At 67.7% G+C, this 15,369-nt stretch carries 16 protein-coding genes and 1 pseudogene; 13 read left to right on the forward strand and 4 right to left on the reverse strand.

Annotated elements, in window-relative coordinates; genetic code table 11:
• Positions 1 to 214 precede the first annotated feature (214 nt).
• Both B3S45_RS02680 and B3S45_RS02685 read left to right on the forward strand, forming a co-directional pair.
• A complete protein-coding gene (locus tag B3S45_RS02680) occupies positions 215 to 1,027 on the forward strand; it encodes a GIY-YIG nuclease family protein (RefSeq protein WP_286717229.1) in 813 nt (270 codons plus the stop codon).
• Between the two features lie 43 nt (positions 1,028 to 1,070).
• The gene (locus tag B3S45_RS02685) at positions 1,071 to 2,036 is read left to right on the forward strand and encodes a DUF3825 domain-containing protein (protein WP_286717230.1); all 966 of its coding nucleotides are present in this window, start codon (positions 1,071 to 1,073) and stop codon (positions 2,034 to 2,036) included.
• A 284-nt stretch (positions 2,037 to 2,320) separates the two neighbouring features.
• Here the strand turns inward: B3S45_RS02685 and B3S45_RS02690 are convergent.
• Positions 2,321 to 2,782: pseudogene (locus tag B3S45_RS02690) on the reverse strand (tyrosine-type recombinase/integrase); the annotation flags it as partial.
• Positions 2,783 to 2,891: 109 nt separating this feature from the next.
• Complete coding sequence (locus B3S45_RS02695) at positions 2,892 to 3,074, reverse strand: hypothetical protein (RefSeq protein ID WP_286717232.1); 183 nt, start codon at positions 3,072 to 3,074, stop codon at positions 2,892 to 2,894.
• Between the two features lie 87 nt (positions 3,075 to 3,161).
• Here B3S45_RS02695 and B3S45_RS02700 point away from each other — a divergent pair, with 87 nt between their 5' ends.
• The 9 genes from B3S45_RS02700 (at position 3,162) to B3S45_RS02740 (ending at position 10,925) form a co-directional block, all read left to right on the forward strand.
• Complete coding sequence (locus tag B3S45_RS02700; RefSeq protein WP_286717234.1) at positions 3,162 to 3,902, forward strand: hypothetical protein; 741 nt, start codon at positions 3,162 to 3,164, stop codon at positions 3,900 to 3,902.
• A 97-nt stretch (positions 3,903 to 3,999) separates the two neighbouring features.
• Positions 4,000 to 4,620: a hypothetical protein gene (locus B3S45_RS02705; RefSeq protein ID WP_286717236.1), complete on the forward strand. Its 621-nt coding sequence runs from the start codon at positions 4,000 to 4,002 to the stop codon at positions 4,618 to 4,620.
• Positions 4,621 to 4,648: 28 nt separating this feature from the next.
• A complete protein-coding gene (locus B3S45_RS02710; protein ID WP_286717238.1) occupies positions 4,649 to 5,926 on the forward strand; it encodes a wax ester/triacylglycerol synthase domain-containing protein in 1,278 nt (425 codons plus the stop codon).
• A gap of 18 nt (positions 5,927 to 5,944) precedes the next feature.
• Positions 5,945 to 6,529: a dihydrofolate reductase family protein gene (locus B3S45_RS02715; protein ID WP_194383316.1), complete on the forward strand. Its 585-nt coding sequence runs from the start codon at positions 5,945 to 5,947 to the stop codon at positions 6,527 to 6,529.
• A 90-nt stretch (positions 6,530 to 6,619) separates the two neighbouring features.
• Positions 6,620 to 7,537 carry a L,D-transpeptidase gene (locus tag B3S45_RS02720; protein WP_286717241.1) on the forward strand — a complete coding sequence of 306 codons (918 nt, stop codon included), beginning with the start codon at positions 6,620 to 6,622 and terminating at the stop codon, positions 7,535 to 7,537.
• A 68-nt stretch (positions 7,538 to 7,605) separates the two neighbouring features.
• The gene (locus B3S45_RS02725) at positions 7,606 to 8,598 is read left to right on the forward strand and encodes an aldo/keto reductase (RefSeq protein WP_286717243.1); all 993 of its coding nucleotides are present in this window, start codon (positions 7,606 to 7,608) and stop codon (positions 8,596 to 8,598) included.
• Positions 8,599 to 8,671: 73 nt separating this feature from the next.
• Complete coding sequence (locus B3S45_RS02730) at positions 8,672 to 9,181, forward strand: prepilin peptidase (protein ID WP_286717245.1); 510 nt, start codon at positions 8,672 to 8,674, stop codon at positions 9,179 to 9,181.
• 56 nt (positions 9,182 to 9,237) lie between these two features.
• A complete protein-coding gene (locus B3S45_RS02735; protein WP_286717247.1) occupies positions 9,238 to 10,248 on the forward strand; it encodes a YihY/virulence factor BrkB family protein in 1,011 nt (336 codons plus the stop codon).
• Positions 10,245 to 10,925, forward strand: coding sequence for an NAD(P)H-hydrate epimerase (locus tag B3S45_RS02740; protein ID WP_286717249.1), 681 nt, complete (start codon positions 10,245 to 10,247; stop codon positions 10,923 to 10,925). Before B3S45_RS02735 ends, B3S45_RS02740 begins: the two co-directional genes overlap by 4 nt.
• Here B3S45_RS02740 and B3S45_RS02745 read toward each other — a convergent pair.
• The gene (locus tag B3S45_RS02745) at positions 10,913 to 11,644 is read right to left on the reverse strand and encodes a glutamine amidotransferase (protein ID WP_194383310.1); all 732 of its coding nucleotides are present in this window, start codon (positions 11,642 to 11,644) and stop codon (positions 10,913 to 10,915) included. The two genes, B3S45_RS02740 and B3S45_RS02745, sit on opposite strands and share 13 nt — an antisense overlap.
• A gap of 58 nt (positions 11,645 to 11,702) precedes the next feature.
• Complete coding sequence (locus tag B3S45_RS02750; RefSeq protein WP_286717252.1) at positions 11,703 to 14,234, reverse strand: rhamnogalacturonan lyase; 2,532 nt, start codon at positions 14,232 to 14,234, stop codon at positions 11,703 to 11,705.
• A 228-nt stretch (positions 14,235 to 14,462) separates the two neighbouring features.
• Here B3S45_RS02750 and B3S45_RS02755 point away from each other — a divergent pair, with 228 nt between their 5' ends.
• Together B3S45_RS02755 and B3S45_RS02760 are read left to right on the forward strand one after the other, a co-directional pair.
• Complete coding sequence (locus B3S45_RS02755; RefSeq protein WP_071043698.1) at positions 14,463 to 14,696, forward strand: response regulator; 234 nt, start codon at positions 14,463 to 14,465, stop codon at positions 14,694 to 14,696.
• Between the two features lie 3 nt (positions 14,697 to 14,699).
• Entirely contained in the window at positions 14,700 to 15,314 is a 615-nt protein-coding gene (locus tag B3S45_RS02760) for a CYTH domain-containing protein (RefSeq protein ID WP_286717255.1), read from the forward strand.
• The last annotated feature ends 55 nt before the right edge of the window (positions 15,315 to 15,369 follow it).

The following is a 15,369-nucleotide window of genomic DNA, read 5'->3' on the forward strand; positions in this document are numbered from 1 at the left end:
ACTGACGGCGACGCGCCCTGATACGCAGTCTGGAGAACCCCGCCGCCTGCGTTCGCCTCATGCAGGAACTCGGTTTGCCCCAAATGAGCCGCGAAATCGCCGCTGACTGAACATCTTCATCAGACTACACGCGGCGCTCTCGGGCCAGGACGCGGTCGGCGGTAGTCGGCGACTCGTCGATAGCCTGAGAGACGCACTAAGAAGGAGACCCGCCATGCCGCTGACTCTCGGCCCGCTGCTCATTGACGCGGACATCGACCCGGCCCGCGCTCTCGTCATCCGACATGCCTACGTGCGGGAGCACGAGGATAGTGGACTGGTTGGGCTGCATGTGGACTCCACGCACGCGGAGATCCTTGAGTACACGCGAAACCAGTCCACCGATGTCCGGAAGTTTCCGGCCACGCCGCCGCCGCTCTGGGTGGTCTTCATCCGCGAAGGTGGTGACCAAGCCCGTCTGTGGTCAGTGGTGGAGAACCGCGGTGAAGTGGCGAACAACGGGATTCTGCGTACCTTCGACCTCGTTGAGTCCGAGCACATGGCGGATCTGCGTCGCCGACTGGTTGTGGGATGGCGGTCTCCCCGCACGTGGCGGATGAACGCCACGACGGCAGCGAGCTACCCGGTGGTCGGAATCGCGGACGCCGAGCCGGTCCCGTTCCCCGGCTTCGACCGGCTCGTCCTCAGCCACGTCCAACTGCAGGCCGTCATGCGCGAGCACCGCTACGCCTCGTGGCGCACTGCGCTCTCGTCGGTGTTCGGGATCTACCTCATTACCGACACAAGAGATGGCCGGCACTACGTCGGTAAGGCCGATGGGGAGGAGAGCATCCGGCAGCGTTGGCACGCTTACGCCACCAATGGACACGGCGGCAACGTCGAGCTCAAGGACCTCGATCCCTCGCACTTCCGTTTCTCGCTACTGCGAGTCTTCGACCCGGCCACGCCCACTCGGGACATCAACGCGGCGGAGAGTCACTTCAAGGAAGGCCTTGACTCGATCCGCCACGGACTGAACCGAAACTGACGCTCGGTTTTACGTCCGGTGGCCTCTCGCTATGGTTCATAGCATGATCCACGTGCCGACGCCTGCCGATGTTGCCCGGCGCCAATCGCCCGAGATCGGACCCGTCACAGAGGGTCATGCTGAGGCCCTGCGTACGTTCGCCTTCTTCCCGTACCGGGGGCCGAAGAACGCTCCAGGTTCGGTTGAGCCAGCAGAGTTGGGCCGTCGCGCATGGGAGGAGACTCTTTCAGCGCTCGCCTCTCTTGCCGAACCTGAAGAGTGGACTGGCTCAAACCCCACGGTGAGGCCGCTACCGATCCTCGACAGCTTCCTCCGTTACACCCACCGTCGACTTGTGATGGAGGACAAGATCGCCGTCACCGCAGACGGTGAGTACGCGGCCTCAAACACAGGACTCTTGACGCCGCACGCCGAGGAGATCTTTGGCCTGTATCAGCGGAATCAGCATGAGAACGCGCAGCATTGGTTCTTTGTCGGCTGGGTGGCAGAGTCCAACCGTGACCTCTTGCGCAACTTCGATGAGCCACCTCAGATGGCCGAGTACGTTACTTCCGCATCCGAGTTGGTTTACGACTGGAGGCGAGAACTCAAACTCGCCTATGACCACATTCTCGGCGACAACATCGACCGGTTTCCCCCGGAGATGGTCAAGCAGCCGCTTCGCGCTCGGCAGGCGCTCGATTCGGCCATCAACTTGACGCTTAGGCGCGTGCGGCGCAACCACAAGCTCGTCATTCCACAGTGGTACCCGAAGCTTGGGGAGGCGGGCGCCCAGTTCCTCATGCCACTCGATCTCACCGGTGACGGCACGGCCGACCTCGCACTTGTCGTTTCCGCCGTCGGCGATCGTGCATACCGAGGTCATACCGTGCTGACGCTTGACATGGCATATACAAATGCGCGGCTGGTGGCCCGCCCAGACAGCGATTGGCTTGCGCCGAGCGCGGCGCCCATCCCAGCGATCGACGAGGCATTCGACGTTGACGAAGCAAGGCCCGTCGAGGTCTAGCGATCTGTGAGGGCAGCTCTACGGAAATCCCCAGCTATCCAGACAGTCGCCATGGCAACTTTTGCGATGCCAAAGCGGCGAAACTGGGTGTGATTACTGTGGTCAGTGGAAGTGGACCAATCAGGTGACCAACAGCCTGCAAACCCTGCAAAACGTGACGCGCAGAGCGCCCTCCTGAAACAGAAAACCCTGGTCAAGCTGGCTAAGTGCCATCATCCTGGCGCCTGGGGGTCAAGGGGTCGCAGGTTCAAATCCTGTCATCCCGACCGGAAAGAGCCCCGGAATCACGCAGAAATGCGAGGTTCCGGGGCTTTTGTCATGCCCGCTCCGGAAGGCTCGTTGTGCACCTGTTGTGCACTTGCTCGCGGAATGAGCGCCGCAGCGCTCTCCTCTGCACGTCGACCGGCGTCGCCGATCAGGTGCGTGTAGATGTCGATCGTGATCGTGATCGAGATCGACGAGTGACCGAGACGCTTCGACACGAGCGCGATGTCGGTGCCGCTCGCGAGCAGCAGCGACGCGTGCATGTGCCGGAGCCCGTGCAGCGTCATCTCGGGCAGCCCGACGTCGCTGCGCATCGTCTCGAACAGGCGCGTCACGAACTGGGGGCGCAGCGGCTTCCCGTTCTCGTACGTGAACAGGTGCCCGCCGCCCTTCCTCTGCGTGCCGCAGTTCACCCGGTCGGCTTCCTGTGCGACCTGCCAGGCGACGAACGCACCGACCGCGGCGTCGTCGAGGTGCACGACCCGGCGCCCTGCGGTCGTCTTCGGTGAGTTCTCGACGGACTTCGCTGCGCATCTGCACGCGCGTCGTGCGCACGGTCAGCTCGCGTCGCGTGAGGTCGACGTCGCCCCATTACAGCGCGAGCAGTTCGGCCCGCCGCGGCCCGGTGAGCACGGCGATCTCGAACAGGGCGCCGAGACGGTGCTGCGCGGCCCGGTCGAGGAACGCCCCCACCTGCTCGGGCGTCCACGGCTCGAACTCGTGCGCGTCGATGACGGGCAGCCGCACACCGAGGGCGGGATTCGCCGCGATCACGGCATCGAGTTGTCCGACGCGCTGCGCGGAAGCAAATATGCTCGACGGGTGACGAAACGGGTGCGATCGCGTCGAAGCGACAGCCCGATGCCGCCGACGCTGTACTGGAGGTTATTCCACCTCTCGCCGATCATCATGCTCGTCGGCATGGCAGCGGGCGGGCTTCTCATCATTCGATCGATTCTCGTCTGGGGCGTCGAGGACACCGATTACCCGTTCGGCATCGACATTCCGATCGCAGCCGTCGTGCTCGCGGTCTGGGGGTGCGTGATTGCTGCACTGCTCACGCCGTCGCGATCTGTGCTTGCTCGGCGCGACGGTGTGAACGAATCCGCCGCACTGGTTTGGCCGCTCGGGCGCCGCTTTCGGGTCTGGATGGTCATCGCAGCTCCCGTCTGCGGGCTACTCGCAGCGATGACTCCGTTTCCGATCCCGGTCGCTTTGGGTTGGGACCCCGAGATTCCGGCGAGCCTGTTGATTGGGCTACCTTTCGCGATCGTCCTCACGGTGAGCTCAGTAGCGCTCGTCTGGATGATTCTGAGGGGGGTGATGCACGGGGTGGAGATCACCCCTACGCACCTGGTCGCGAGGGGCTACTTCGTCACTCGCCGATACCCGCGTGACGCAATCGTGTCGGTCAACGCGGTGACGCTGAAGTGGTGGCCGAACCTCGTTCTGAGCACGCTCATGAAGAGCGAGGTCGAGCACACTCTTCAACTCTCGCTCGTGGGCGGCAAAGAGCCCGTGCTCTACGCCGCCAACTCGCACGAGCACGACGTCGAGGTCGGAGCGGAGATCGTCCGAGCGTGGCGTCAGGGCGCTGAGTAGGGTGTAGCCACTCTCCGATTTGGCCGGTGTTTCGGGCCTTCTGCATTCCCGCGAGCGGATTCCGAGGTGATTCGGCGCGCTCTGCGAAGATGGCCTCATGCGGCTGATGAGGGGTCTTGTCGGGGTCGTGCTCGTGACGGCGTGCGTGGCGGCGCTGAGCGGCTGCTCGAGGGCGAACGCCGGATCCGCGACAGAGGATGACTTCGCCCAGTTCATGGCCGACACAGACGGCGTCACCGACACCGGCGGATTCGTGAGCAACAACCTGCCGTTCCTCGGTTCGGGCGATCTCGAGGTCGAGCTCGATGCGACGCGCGACGAGCAGGTGCTCGAACAGGCCGTGCAGCGTGCCACCGAATTCGACGTCCCTGCCGGCGTCACGCTGTACACGCTCGGTGTCCGCGTGACGTCGCCGGGCGACGGCGCCGAGGGCGAGCCTCGGCCGGGCATCCTCATCGAGAATCTGTGGGGAACCCCGCCGGGCGACCTCGCCGCCAGAGCCGCGGTGCTCTCCCGGCTCGACGGACTCATCGACTATTCCGAGACGTTGGACGACGCTCACGGCCACGACGCCGACGCGCGCACGATTCGTGCCCTGATCGACTCCGCGAGCGGCGACGTCTGCGAGCACCTCACGTCTATCGCCGAGGCAGCACACGTCTCGGAGGATGAGATCGTCGCGAGCGCGTCATCCGGCAGCCCGATGAGATGCGGTTGACGAAGGCCCGCGAGCGACGGGAGCGAAGGTGACGGCGGAGCCGGAATTCCTGTCCGAGGATGATGCGCGCATCCTCGCTCTCGAGTCGGCGGCCGTGGCCGGCCACACGCTGAAGCTTCTGATTCTCGAGCCGGGCGCGACCCTCGACCTCGACGGACTCCGACATCGCGTCACGGAGCGCCTGGATGCCCATCCGCGGGCGCGCGAGCGGGTGGACACCGGAGGAGACCGGCCGCGCTGGGTGCCGGCGGAAGACTTCGACATCGCTCGTCACATCCGTCGGTACCCTGAGCCCGTCGCATCGGTCGAAGACCTGCGGTGCACGGTCGGGGATCTGATGGCCGAGCCCCTCGACCACCGCCACCCGCTGTGGTCGATCGACGTGATCGGGCCGCTCGACGACGGTCGCGAAGCGCTCGCCGCTCGCCTGCACCACGCCATGGTCGACGGGATCGCGGGCATGCGGTTCCTGCAGGATGCCGTCGCCGACCCGGGCGAACATGCGGCCTCCTCCGTCGGGATGCGCCCTGCGCCCGCTTCCCGAACGCGCCGCGGGCTGTGGCAGCGGCTTCCGGCGGCGATCGGACGCGAGCTGGGCCGGCCGGGGTCGCGCTCGCCGTTCGACCGCCCCCTCACCGCACATCGAGAGTTGGCATTCACGACCGTGCCGCTCGGCGCACTCAAGGCGATCGGCGCATCCCGCCCGCGTCGCACCACCGTCAACGACGTCCTGATGGCCATCGTCTCCGGTGGCCTGCGCTCATGGCTCGGTGCGTCGGCCCCGCACCTGCGCGCGCAGATCCCGGTGAGTCTCCACCACCGAGACGACGGCCCGACCGTGGGGAACCGCGACTCGTTCATGAACGTCGATCTCGTACTCCGCGCATCCGACCCGCTCATCCGGCTCGACCGCATCAGCGCTCAGACGCGCGCGGCGAAGCAGGCCGACGATGCCGAGCTGATGTACGACCTCATGCACGCGATCGGTCAGCTCCACCCGCTCGGCGGGCTGCCCTCCGTATCGGCGATGCTCGAGCGCGTCGAATCCAGCGCGCGGGAATTCAGCGTCGCCATCTCCAACGTGCCCGGGCCGCGAAGCGAATTGTCCGTGACGGGCCGGCGCGTCGCGCAGCTCGTCTCGGCCTCGGAACCGGGAATGCACCATGCCCTGCGGATCGCCGCGATCTCCCACGGCGATTCCCTCGGCATCGGATTCTGCACCGATCCCACCGCGGTTTCCGACATCGCGGGCCTGGCCGATGCCGTCGAGAAGGCTTACCGTGAGCTGCAGCAGGCGTCGCGCTGACGCCGGGCGGGAGCAGACATGACGGCGCGATTCGTCTACTGGATGAACGTCTCCCTCGATCTGCGCATCGAGGAGGCCGAGGGTGAGGACGGCGGCGGGGACTGGATGCGCATCGACGACATCCTGCACGAGGAGTTCAACACCCGTGCCCGCGCTTTCACCGCCATGGTGCAGGGTCGCCGCGTCTACGAGCTCATGGAGTCGTTCTGGCCGGCCGCGGCCGAGGACGCGTCTCAATCGCCCGTGATCCGCGAGTACGGCCGCATCTGGACAACGATGCCGAAGGTCCTGGTCTCTCGCACCCGCGCAAGCGCCCCTCACCGAACGCGCATCGTGGGCACCGGTGGCGACGCGATCGCGGAGCTCACCGCGCTCCGTGCCGAGTCCGACGGAGACATCGGCGTCGGGGGCGCGACGATCGCGACGGCGCTGCTGCATGCCGGCCTTCTCGATGAGGTGATGCTGTTCACCCATCCCACGGTGCTCGGCCGGGGAAGAGGCCTCTTCGACGGCGATCCACGCGTCGACCTCGATCTGATCGAGGCGCGCACGTACGGGCAGGGCGTCGTCCTGCAGCGCTACGACGTGCGCCTCGCGCGCTGAGGTCGGGCAGGACGAGCATGCGTCCTCGCCGAGGGGCGACGGTTCCGTGCGTCGCTTGCGATGGCGCCGGCGGGCACCGACGATGGAGTCATGACCTCGGCGCGCGTGCTCACCCGGAAGAACGCGGGGTGGATGGCGCTCGCCGTCGCCGCCGTCATCGCGGTCACCGCGCTCATCGTCGCGTGGGTGCTGCAACCCGGTGAGTCGGAGCCGGCTGCAGCGACCCCGACGCCGACCCTGACTCCCACGAGCACTCCCGCACCTTCGCCCACCGCGACCCCGACACCCACGGGGCCCGCCGCGGACACGACGGACTACGACCTCACCGGCCTTCCCGAGGTGACGGTGTTCGCCGTCATCCCCGAGCTTCCGGTCGACGACGATCCCTACGGTGACGTCACGGGCGTGGCCGCGCGCGCGACCGATGCCGCGGCGCCCGTGTTCGCCGAGCCGGGCTCCTCACCCGTTGCGACTCTTCCGCGGGACTACGTCTACGACGGCACCATCGTTCCCGTCATCGAACAGTACGACGCGTGGGTCAAGGTCATGCTCGTCGGTCGCCAGGCGTTCCCGTCGAACGGCGATCCGGCCCAGCTCACCGGGTGGCTGCGCACCCAGGATGTGGAGCTGAGCGCCCAGGACGCGGTCGTCGAGGTTTCCCTGGCCGACCGCACCGTCGATATCGTGCGCGGAGAGGACCGAGAGCGGATCGCCACCGACTTCGGGTCCGGCGTCGAGGCCACACCCACGCCGCTCGGGCGCGCGTTCGTCATGACCGTGCGCACCGAGCCGAGCTTCGCCTACACGCGGGGCAACCCCCTGGTGTACCTGTCGGTGCAGAGCCCCACCCTCGACGGTTTCGGGGGTGCCGATGTCGCGATCACGGCTTTCCACTACCACGACGCACGGTCGGGGGCGGTCTCCAACGGGTGCCTCCGCATGGACGCCGACGCCACCGAGGCGCTCGCCTCGCTGCCGCTCGGAACGCCGGTGGTCATCACGGGCTGAACCTCCGGGCGGGGTGCGGCACCTGTCAAGGCTCGTGGTCGGGAGGTGCTCATCCGTAGGATCGATGCATGGAGCAGCGCAGCCTCGGCCGGACCGGCCGTCACGTATCAGCCATCGGACTCGGCACCTGGCAGCTCGGCGCCGATTGGGGCGACGTCTCGGAAGACGATGCCCGCGCGGTGCTGGCCGCTTCGGTCGACCGGGGAGTCAACCTCTTCGACACCGCCGACGTGTATGGAGACGGGCGCAGCGAGAGCCTGATCGGCGAGTTCCTGGCTGAGAGGCACGAGCGCAAGGTCACGGTCGCGACGAAAATGGGACGCCGCGTCGGACAGGAGCCGGAGAACTACACGCCGGAAGCGTTCCGCTCCTGGGTGGACCGTTCGCGCGAGAACCTTCGCACCGACACGCTCGACCTCGTGCAGCTGCACTGCCCGCCCACGGAGGTGATCGAAGACGACGCGACCTATCAGGCGCTCGATGCGCTCGTCGCCGAGGGGCGGATGGCCTCGTACGGCGTCTCCGTCGAGACGTGCGCACAGGCGCTCGCCGCCATCTCGCATCCGCGGGTCACCAACATCCAGATCATCCTGAATCCGTTCCGCCTGAAGCCTCTCGACGAAGTGCTGCCCGCGGCCGAACGTGCGGGGGTCGCTGTCTTCGCGCGCGTTCCGCTCGCATCCGGCCTGCTGTCGGGGAAGTACACCGCGGGTACGACCTTCGCCCCCAACGACCATCGCACCTACAACCGCAACGGCGAAGCGTTCGACAGGGGGGAGACCTTCTCGGGCGTGGACTTCACCGTCGGAGTCGAGGCCGCGCGCGAACTGTCGGCCACCCTGCCCAAGTCGGTGCCGCTGGCAGCCGCCTGCCTGGCGTGGGCGGCGACCCGCCCCGGTGTGACGACGGTGATTCCCGGTGCGCGCAGTGTGACGCAGGCTTCGCGGAACGCCGATGCGGCTGAGCTCATCGACGGCGGGTTCGATGTCGATCAGTTCGACACCGCCGTGCGAGGCGTCTACGACCGGCACCTGCGGGCGAGCATCCATCCGCAGTGGTGAGCATCGCCCGGTTGTCCACAGGTGACGACGGCTCGTGGATGGTGGGAGAGCGCCGACTCTAGGCTGTGTCGTCATGGACGTCGAGCTCGCCACAGCGTTTGCGTTCGGCGCCGTCGCCATCGCGTTCGTCGCCTTCGCCGTCGTGAGCGTCGTGCTGGCCGTCATCGACCTGCGCACGCATCGGCTGCCCAACCGCATCGTCGGTGCGGGCTACGTCATCGCCGTGTCGAGCCTGGGTGTCGCGGCGATCGCGGCTCATGACGGCGGCGTAGCCATGCGATCCCTCGGCGCCGGCGCCGTGCTCTTCGGCGCGCTGTTCGTGGTGCGGATCGTCGACCCGCGCGCCATCGGCGGCGGAGACGTCAAGCTCGCGGGTCTCATCGGGCTGCATCTCGGATGGCTCGGCTGGGACACCGTGGTGCTGGGATCGATGTTCGCGTTCGCCGGAGCGGGGCTGTTCGCCCTCGTGCTGGTCCTGATGCGCCGCCGCGGATTCGGCGTCAGGATCGCCTTCGGCCCATGGCTGCTGGGCGGCGCGTGGGCGGCGATCGCCCTGACGGCCGCAGCGATGACTATCGGGTGATCCGCCGACACGTCAAGGCCGCGGAGGCGGCCGTCGGCGGTCGGTAGCCTGGCGACATGAAGGCCTTCGTCGCGCGTGCCATCCGGTGGATGCTCACCCTCAAACTCGTGCGAGCGCTCCTGCTCTACTCGGAGCGGCGGGGCCCGCAGCTGGCCGACAGCATCACGTATCGCACGCTCTTCAGCGTCTTCGCCGGCGTCCTGCTCGGCTTCTCCTTCGCCGCCCTCTGGCTGTCCGGCAACCCCGACGCCTACCAGGCGCTCGTGGGTGCGGTGAATCAAGCCATTCCCGGCCTCATCGGAACCGATGGCGAGGGCCTCATCGACGCCGACGCCATCCAGGCGCCGGCGGGCCTCAGCATCACCGGAGCGATCGCGACCGTCGGTCTCGTCGGCGCGGCGATCGGGGCGATCGGCTCGCTGCGCTTGGCGATCCGCAGCATCGCCGATCGCACCACCGACGACCTCATGTTCGTCTGGGTGCTGTTGCGCAACCTGGGGCTTGCCATCGGCATCGGGGCGGGACTCGTCGCCTCGGCCGCCGCCACGATCCTGGGTACGGCAGGCGTCGGCATCGTCACCGATTGGCTCGGCCGGCCGGATGAGGGGCCGCTGGAGGTTCTGCTGACGCGACTCGTGACGATCGTCGCCGTGTTCGCACTAGACGCCCTCGTGGTGGCGGCCGCGTTCTTCCTGCTGTCGGGTGTGAAGCCTTCCGGCCGGGCATTGTGGAGCGGTGCACTCCTGGGGGCGGTCGGGCTGACGGTGCTCCAACAGCTGTCGGGACTCTTCGTGGGCGGTGCCTCGTCGAACCCGCTGCTCGCGTCTTTCGCCTCGCTCATCGCGCTGCTGCTGTGGATCAACCTCTCTGCGCAGGTGATCCTCATCGCGAGCGCCTACATCGTCACGGGAGTCGAGGAGGATCGCGACCGCGTGCGCGCGAAGTACGGGGCCTCGACCTTCGCCCAGCGCCGGGTGCAGCGTGCCGAGAGGTCCGTGCAGACGGCCGTGGGTGAGCTCGAAGCCGCCCGCGAAGCCGAACGCGCCGAACGGGAGGAGAACGCATGACCGTCACCGTCTCCGCGTACACCGCCGAGCAGGTCCGTGCCGCCGAGAGGCCGCTTCTCGACGCCGGCGAGCCGCTGATGCTCCGCGCATCGGCGGCGCTGGCGACAGAGATCGCCGACGTGCTCGGTGACCGACCGCATCCGCGCGTCCTGGTGCTCGCCGGCCGCGGGGACAACGGCGGCGATGCCTTGTACGCCGCGGAGCGCCTCGCCGAGTCGGGCATGGACGTCGATGCGCTCCTCACCTCGGGCGATGCGCACGTGTCCGCACTTGCGGCCGCGATGTCGGCAGGGGTGCGACGGATCGAATCGGACGGGCTCGATGCCACCGAATACGACCTGATCGTCGACGGAATCCTCGGGATCGGCGCCCGCGGAGCGCTCCGCGGGGCGGCACGTGCGATCGTCGGTGCGATGCTCGCCGCCGAGATCCCTCCCGTCATCGCGGTGGATGTGCCGAGCGGCGTGAACCCGGACGACGGCACAGCGGACGAAGCTGTGCTCCCGGCAGCGCTCACGGTCACGTTCGGGGCGCCGAAAATCGGTCTCGGGAGGGCAGAGGGTCCCCGGCTCACCGGCGAGATCGTCGTCGTCGATCTGGGACTCGAGCTCCCGGAATCCGACGTGCGCCTGGACGTGGCCCGCGTCGTCGGGGGTGGATCCTCTCAGCGCGCGTAGCGCTCGACGAAGTTCCGGAGGATGCGCTGCGGGTGCTCGACCGGCGCGCGCTCGACCGAAGCAAGGGTGGCCCCCAGCTCGTCGGCGGCGAAGTATCCGTACCCGGCGTAGGCGTGGATCCGCACGATGATGCCCTCGAGATCCAGTTCGGGGTGGAACTGCGTGGCATAGACATGATCGCCGACACGGAACATCTGCACCGGGCAGGCCGGAGACGACGCGAGTCGCACCGCTCCCGCGGGGAGTGCGCGAATCGCCTCCTTGTGCCCGACGAACGCGCCGAACCTCCGGGGCACGCCCGCCAGCAGGGGGTCGGCCGCTCCGGCATCCGTCAGCGCGACATCCGCGACGCCGATCGCCTCGCCGTAGGTGCGATCGATGACGGCACCCTGGTGCGCGCCCAGAGTGCCGACGCCGTAGCAGGCGCCGAGGAAGGGGAAATCACGCGCCACGACCTCGTCGAGAAGCGTGCCGAATTCCGCTTCGACACGCTTCTGCACGGCGGAAGTGAGATGAGCGGGGTCGGAGGCGTTGAACGGTCCGCCGCCGACGAAGACCCCGGAGAGATCATCGAGATCCAGCCGGGGCATCGGCGCGGCTTCGAGGCGAATCCGGATGAGGTCGCTTTCGGCGAGGCCTGTCGCGGTGAGAAAGAGCCGATACTCCTCGTCGGCGGGCACGTCTTCGGCGCGGGTCGCGAGGAGGACGAACGGCTTCACACCTCACGATAACCCGGTGGGACCGGCCCGCCATCGACGTTCCGGTCCCATCGGGGTGCTACCGCCAGCGGGTCGTGAACGTCTTCGACCAGGTGGATGTGGCTTCTAGCTCGAGCGAGACCCCCGCGACAGGCACGGCGGTGACCGTCACCTCCGCACCGCGGTCGACGCGGGTCACGCCGGTGCGCGTCGGCTCACCGTCGATGTAGTACTCGAAGTCGCGATCGCGGGGGACGATCACCAGGTCGAGAACCGAGCCCGGAAGGTCGATGAAGCGGGGCTTCTTCGGCGTGGCGGGTTCGGTGGCGACCGGAACCTGCGTGAAGTCCATGTCGCTCGCCATGTAGAAGCCCGGGTAAGAGGGCTGGTTGTAGGAGGTGTTCTGACGGGCCACTTCCACGCGGTACTGCGTGTCATCGAGCAGAGTCGGCAGCTTGTGCGCGGTGACTTCGGTGCTCACGTAGAACCGCAGCGCCGACGAATCCGTGGTGCGAACGATCAGCTCCTCCCGCCAGTCGCCGAGCACGTCGGCCACGAGGGACGGGTTCCCCTTGGTGTAGTTGTTCGTCCGGGTGCCCTCCGCCGTCAGAAGGGTCCCTCGGGTGACGTCGTCGATGGTCGGCGTCTGATCGATCGACCCGTTGACGATCTGCGTCGTGAGGTCGCCTGCCCACCGGATCGACTGGTTCGTGCCGGGGGTGGCGGTGTCGATCGTCTCGCCCGTCGCGCTCAGCAGACCCGACCCTTCGGACCCTCCCGGCATGCTCGCCCACACCTCGATGCCCGGCACGTCCGCTCGCACATCGCCGATCATCGCCCGGCCCGTGTCGCGGCCGGAGTACGAGCCGAAGAGCACCTCTCCGGTCGCGGCGTCCCTCAGAACCGAACCGTACGGTGCGTAGGTCGCGCCCTCGTGGGAGGTCCAGATCTCCAGACCGGGCCGTTCCGGGTCGACGTCCGTGACATGCATGGCGTCGCCGTGCCCGAGACGCACGTTCGCACCGGGATCCGCGCTGCCCTCGGGCAGCACGTCGAAGGAGCTGTACAGCAGACTGCCGTCATCGTCGAGTGTCGCAGCGCCGTAGACGATCTCCTGCCGTCCGTCGTCGTCGACATCGGAGGCGCTCAGGGAATGGAAGCCCTGCGTCGTCAACGTGGCGTACTCCTCGTTCGACCCGTCGCGGCCGTGAGGGCCGTCGTTGAACGGGTTCGACATCGGGACATGTCCGCTGTCCGCCAGCCAACGCTGCGTCAGGCTCTGCCCGTCCCAGTCGTAGGCGGCGATCGCGGAACGCGTGTAATACCCGCGGGCGAAGATCGCGCTCGCCGTGGTCGTATCGTCATCGAGGTGCGCGACACCGGCGAGGAAGCGGTCGACGCGGTTGCCCGGCTCGATGCGGCTCATGGCGTAATCGCCCCACAGCAGACCGTCGTCATCGCGTCCCGGTTCGTAGCGCACGGTGTCGAGTTCGCGCCCGGTCGTCGCGTCGAACACCGTGAGGTACTCCGGTCCGTCGACGATGAACCCGTCGAAGGTCGTGAGATCGTTGCGAGCACTCCGCGAAGGAGCGTAGACGTCGATGAAGTAGTCGACGAGCTCCTCGGCGGACTCCCGCGTGAGGGGATACTCGTGTTCGACGGGAATGCCCCAGGCCTCTTCGAGGGTCGCAGGCCATGTGCCGGAGACGACCTCGGGATGCTCCGACCAGCCCTCGAAGACGCCCACCAGGTGCTCGCGGTACTCCGCTGCCGTCATCCGATAGTCATCGTCGGGGGAGTAGCCCGCGTCGAGATCCTCTTGCGGCATCGTCACAAGACCCTCGTCGGTCACCGCGCCATCGCTGCCGTACGTCTGCCACGAGGTGCCCGGTGCCGTCTTGAGGATGGTCTCGGCGCGCCCGTCGCCGTCGTAGTCGTAGACCATGAACTGCGTGTAGTGCGCCCCGGCGCGGATGTTCACCCCGAGGTCGAGCCGGTTGAGGAGCGTCCCGTCCATCTCGTAGGTATCGAGGTAGACGGTGCCCGTGAATCCCTTCTGCGAAACGTCCTTCGAGTTGGTCGGGTCCCACTTGACGACGAATTCCAGCGCGCCGTCGCCGTCGACATCGGCAGCGGATGCATCGTTCGCGGTGTATTCGAAGGCTTCGCCGGTCGGCGTGACACCGGCCTCGGGCTTCTGCAGCGGAAGGTCGTAGAAGCCCTCCGCCCAGGCGGCTACCTCGTCACTGGTCTCACCCGTCACGTCATGCCAGATGGGCGCGACGGTGTACCGCGCTTGGGCGGAGCCGTCGGGATCGACGTAGTTCGTGCTGTCATCGACGACGGCGATGCGCTCGCCGTCACGCTCCACCGCGAAGGAGGGACCACTTACGCCCGTGGCCGTCGCCGGGCCGGCCTCGGCGGCGAGGAGGCGCCAGCTGAGGAAGACCCCTTCGTCGGTTGCGACCGCGACCAGACCGCGGTCGAGCGATGCGGCACTCCGCTGCGGCGGCGCCGGTGACGCCGTCGCGGGGAGTGCGGTCGTGAGCACGAGTGCGCCCGCGATGCCGACGGCGGCGAGCGAGCGTGATCGTGAGGGATGCGGAGTCATCATCGATTCCTTCTCTCGTCCGGGAAGCGGACGTCATCGTCTGCGAGGAGGGAAGCGTTTTCCCGCGTGAACGGTAACCCTGCCGCGACCGGCGAATCAATGCGAAGGCGGGAATTGATTCGATTCATGAGAAAGATCTCACTCCCCGTACGCGGCGGTGGCGTCATCACATCGCGTCGCGAAGCGCAACCTTCTCTCGCGGGATGGGGCGAGGGCTAGGCTCGGTCCATGGCTATCGCACGACTTCATGGCGGCCCGCTCGACGGGCAGGTGATCCCTGTCGACGACGTGGACCAGGAGCAGCTCATCGTCCCCTACAGCGAGACTCAGGTGGTCTACGCGCGCCGAGGGGAGCTCGTCAATACCGGAGACGATGACGGGCCCACCGAGGGCGAGTTCTGGTTCGTCGAGTCGGAGGATGACATCGACCCCTACAGCGACTCACCTCGCGATCGGCGCTGACGGGTGACGGAGCCACGGCGCACCAACGAGGTCGAGGTGAAATTCGACGTCGAGGTCGACATCGCCGTTCCGGACTGGACGCGCGTGCCCGGCGTCGCGACGGTCGGTGCGGCCGAGCGTCGCGCCCTCGACGCGGTCTACCTCGACACCGCTGACGCGGAGCTCGGCCGTTCCGGCTATGCACTGCGCCGGCGTACCGGGGGGCCCGACGCGGGATGGCATGTGAAAGGCCCGCGCGTCGGAGCCGGGCGAGAAGAGCTGGGCTGGCCCCTCGGCGGTGGCGGCATCGCCGAGGTGCCGGCGCCCGTGCGGGCGGCGATCGCCCACATAACGGACGAGCCGCTGTCGCCGCTCGCCCGCATCCGCAACGACCGCGTCGCGTACGACCTGCTCGACACCGAAGGGGGAGTGGTCGCGGAATTCGTCGACGATCACGTGACCGCTCGTGACGAACGGGCCGGCGTCGATCGGACGTGGCGGGAGTGGGAGATCGAACTCGGCCCAGCCGCGCCGGAGGACCACGAGCCGCTGTTCGCGGCCATCGGCGAGATCGCACGCGCCGCCGGAGCGAGCGACGCCTCGTCCGACTCCAAGCTCGCTCGCGCGCTCGGGCTCTGATCCGTCCCGCGCACCACACGGAGAAGGTGCGGGGCCCGAGGCCTCCGCACCTTCT

This window comes from Microbacterium sp. UBA1612 (assembly GCF_002321605.1).
GTDB classification, from domain to species: domain Bacteria; phylum Actinomycetota; class Actinomycetes; order Actinomycetales; family Microbacteriaceae; genus Microbacterium; species Microbacterium luteum.

Coding starts and splice junctions, on each gene's coding strand:
- B3S45_RS02680 (WP_286717229.1), top strand. CDS start 215: ATGCCGCTGACTCTCGGCCCGCTGCTCATTGACGCGGACATCGACCCG.
- B3S45_RS02685 (WP_286717230.1), top strand. CDS start 1,071: ATGATCCACGTGCCGACGCCTGCCGATGTTGCCCGGCGCCAATCGCCC.
- B3S45_RS02700 (WP_286717234.1), top strand. CDS start 3,162: ATGCCGCCGACGCTGTACTGGAGGTTATTCCACCTCTCGCCGATCATC.
- B3S45_RS02705 (WP_286717236.1), top strand. CDS start 4,000: ATGCGGCTGATGAGGGGTCTTGTCGGGGTCGTGCTCGTGACGGCGTGC.
- B3S45_RS02715 (WP_194383316.1), top strand. CDS start 5,945: ATGACGGCGCGATTCGTCTACTGGATGAACGTCTCCCTCGATCTGCGC.
- B3S45_RS02720 (WP_286717241.1), top strand. CDS start 6,620: ATGACCTCGGCGCGCGTGCTCACCCGGAAGAACGCGGGGTGGATGGCG.
- B3S45_RS02725 (WP_286717243.1), top strand. CDS start 7,606: ATGGAGCAGCGCAGCCTCGGCCGGACCGGCCGTCACGTATCAGCCATC.
- B3S45_RS02730 (WP_286717245.1), top strand. CDS start 8,672: ATGGACGTCGAGCTCGCCACAGCGTTTGCGTTCGGCGCCGTCGCCATC.
- B3S45_RS02735 (WP_286717247.1), top strand. CDS start 9,238: ATGAAGGCCTTCGTCGCGCGTGCCATCCGGTGGATGCTCACCCTCAAA.
- B3S45_RS02740 (WP_286717249.1), top strand. CDS start 10,245: ATGACCGTCACCGTCTCCGCGTACACCGCCGAGCAGGTCCGTGCCGCC.
- B3S45_RS02750 (WP_286717252.1), bottom strand. CDS start 14,234: ATGACTCCGCATCCCTCACGATCACGCTCGCTCGCCGCCGTCGGCATC.
- B3S45_RS02755 (WP_071043698.1), top strand. CDS start 14,463: ATGGCTATCGCACGACTTCATGGCGGCCCGCTCGACGGGCAGGTGATC.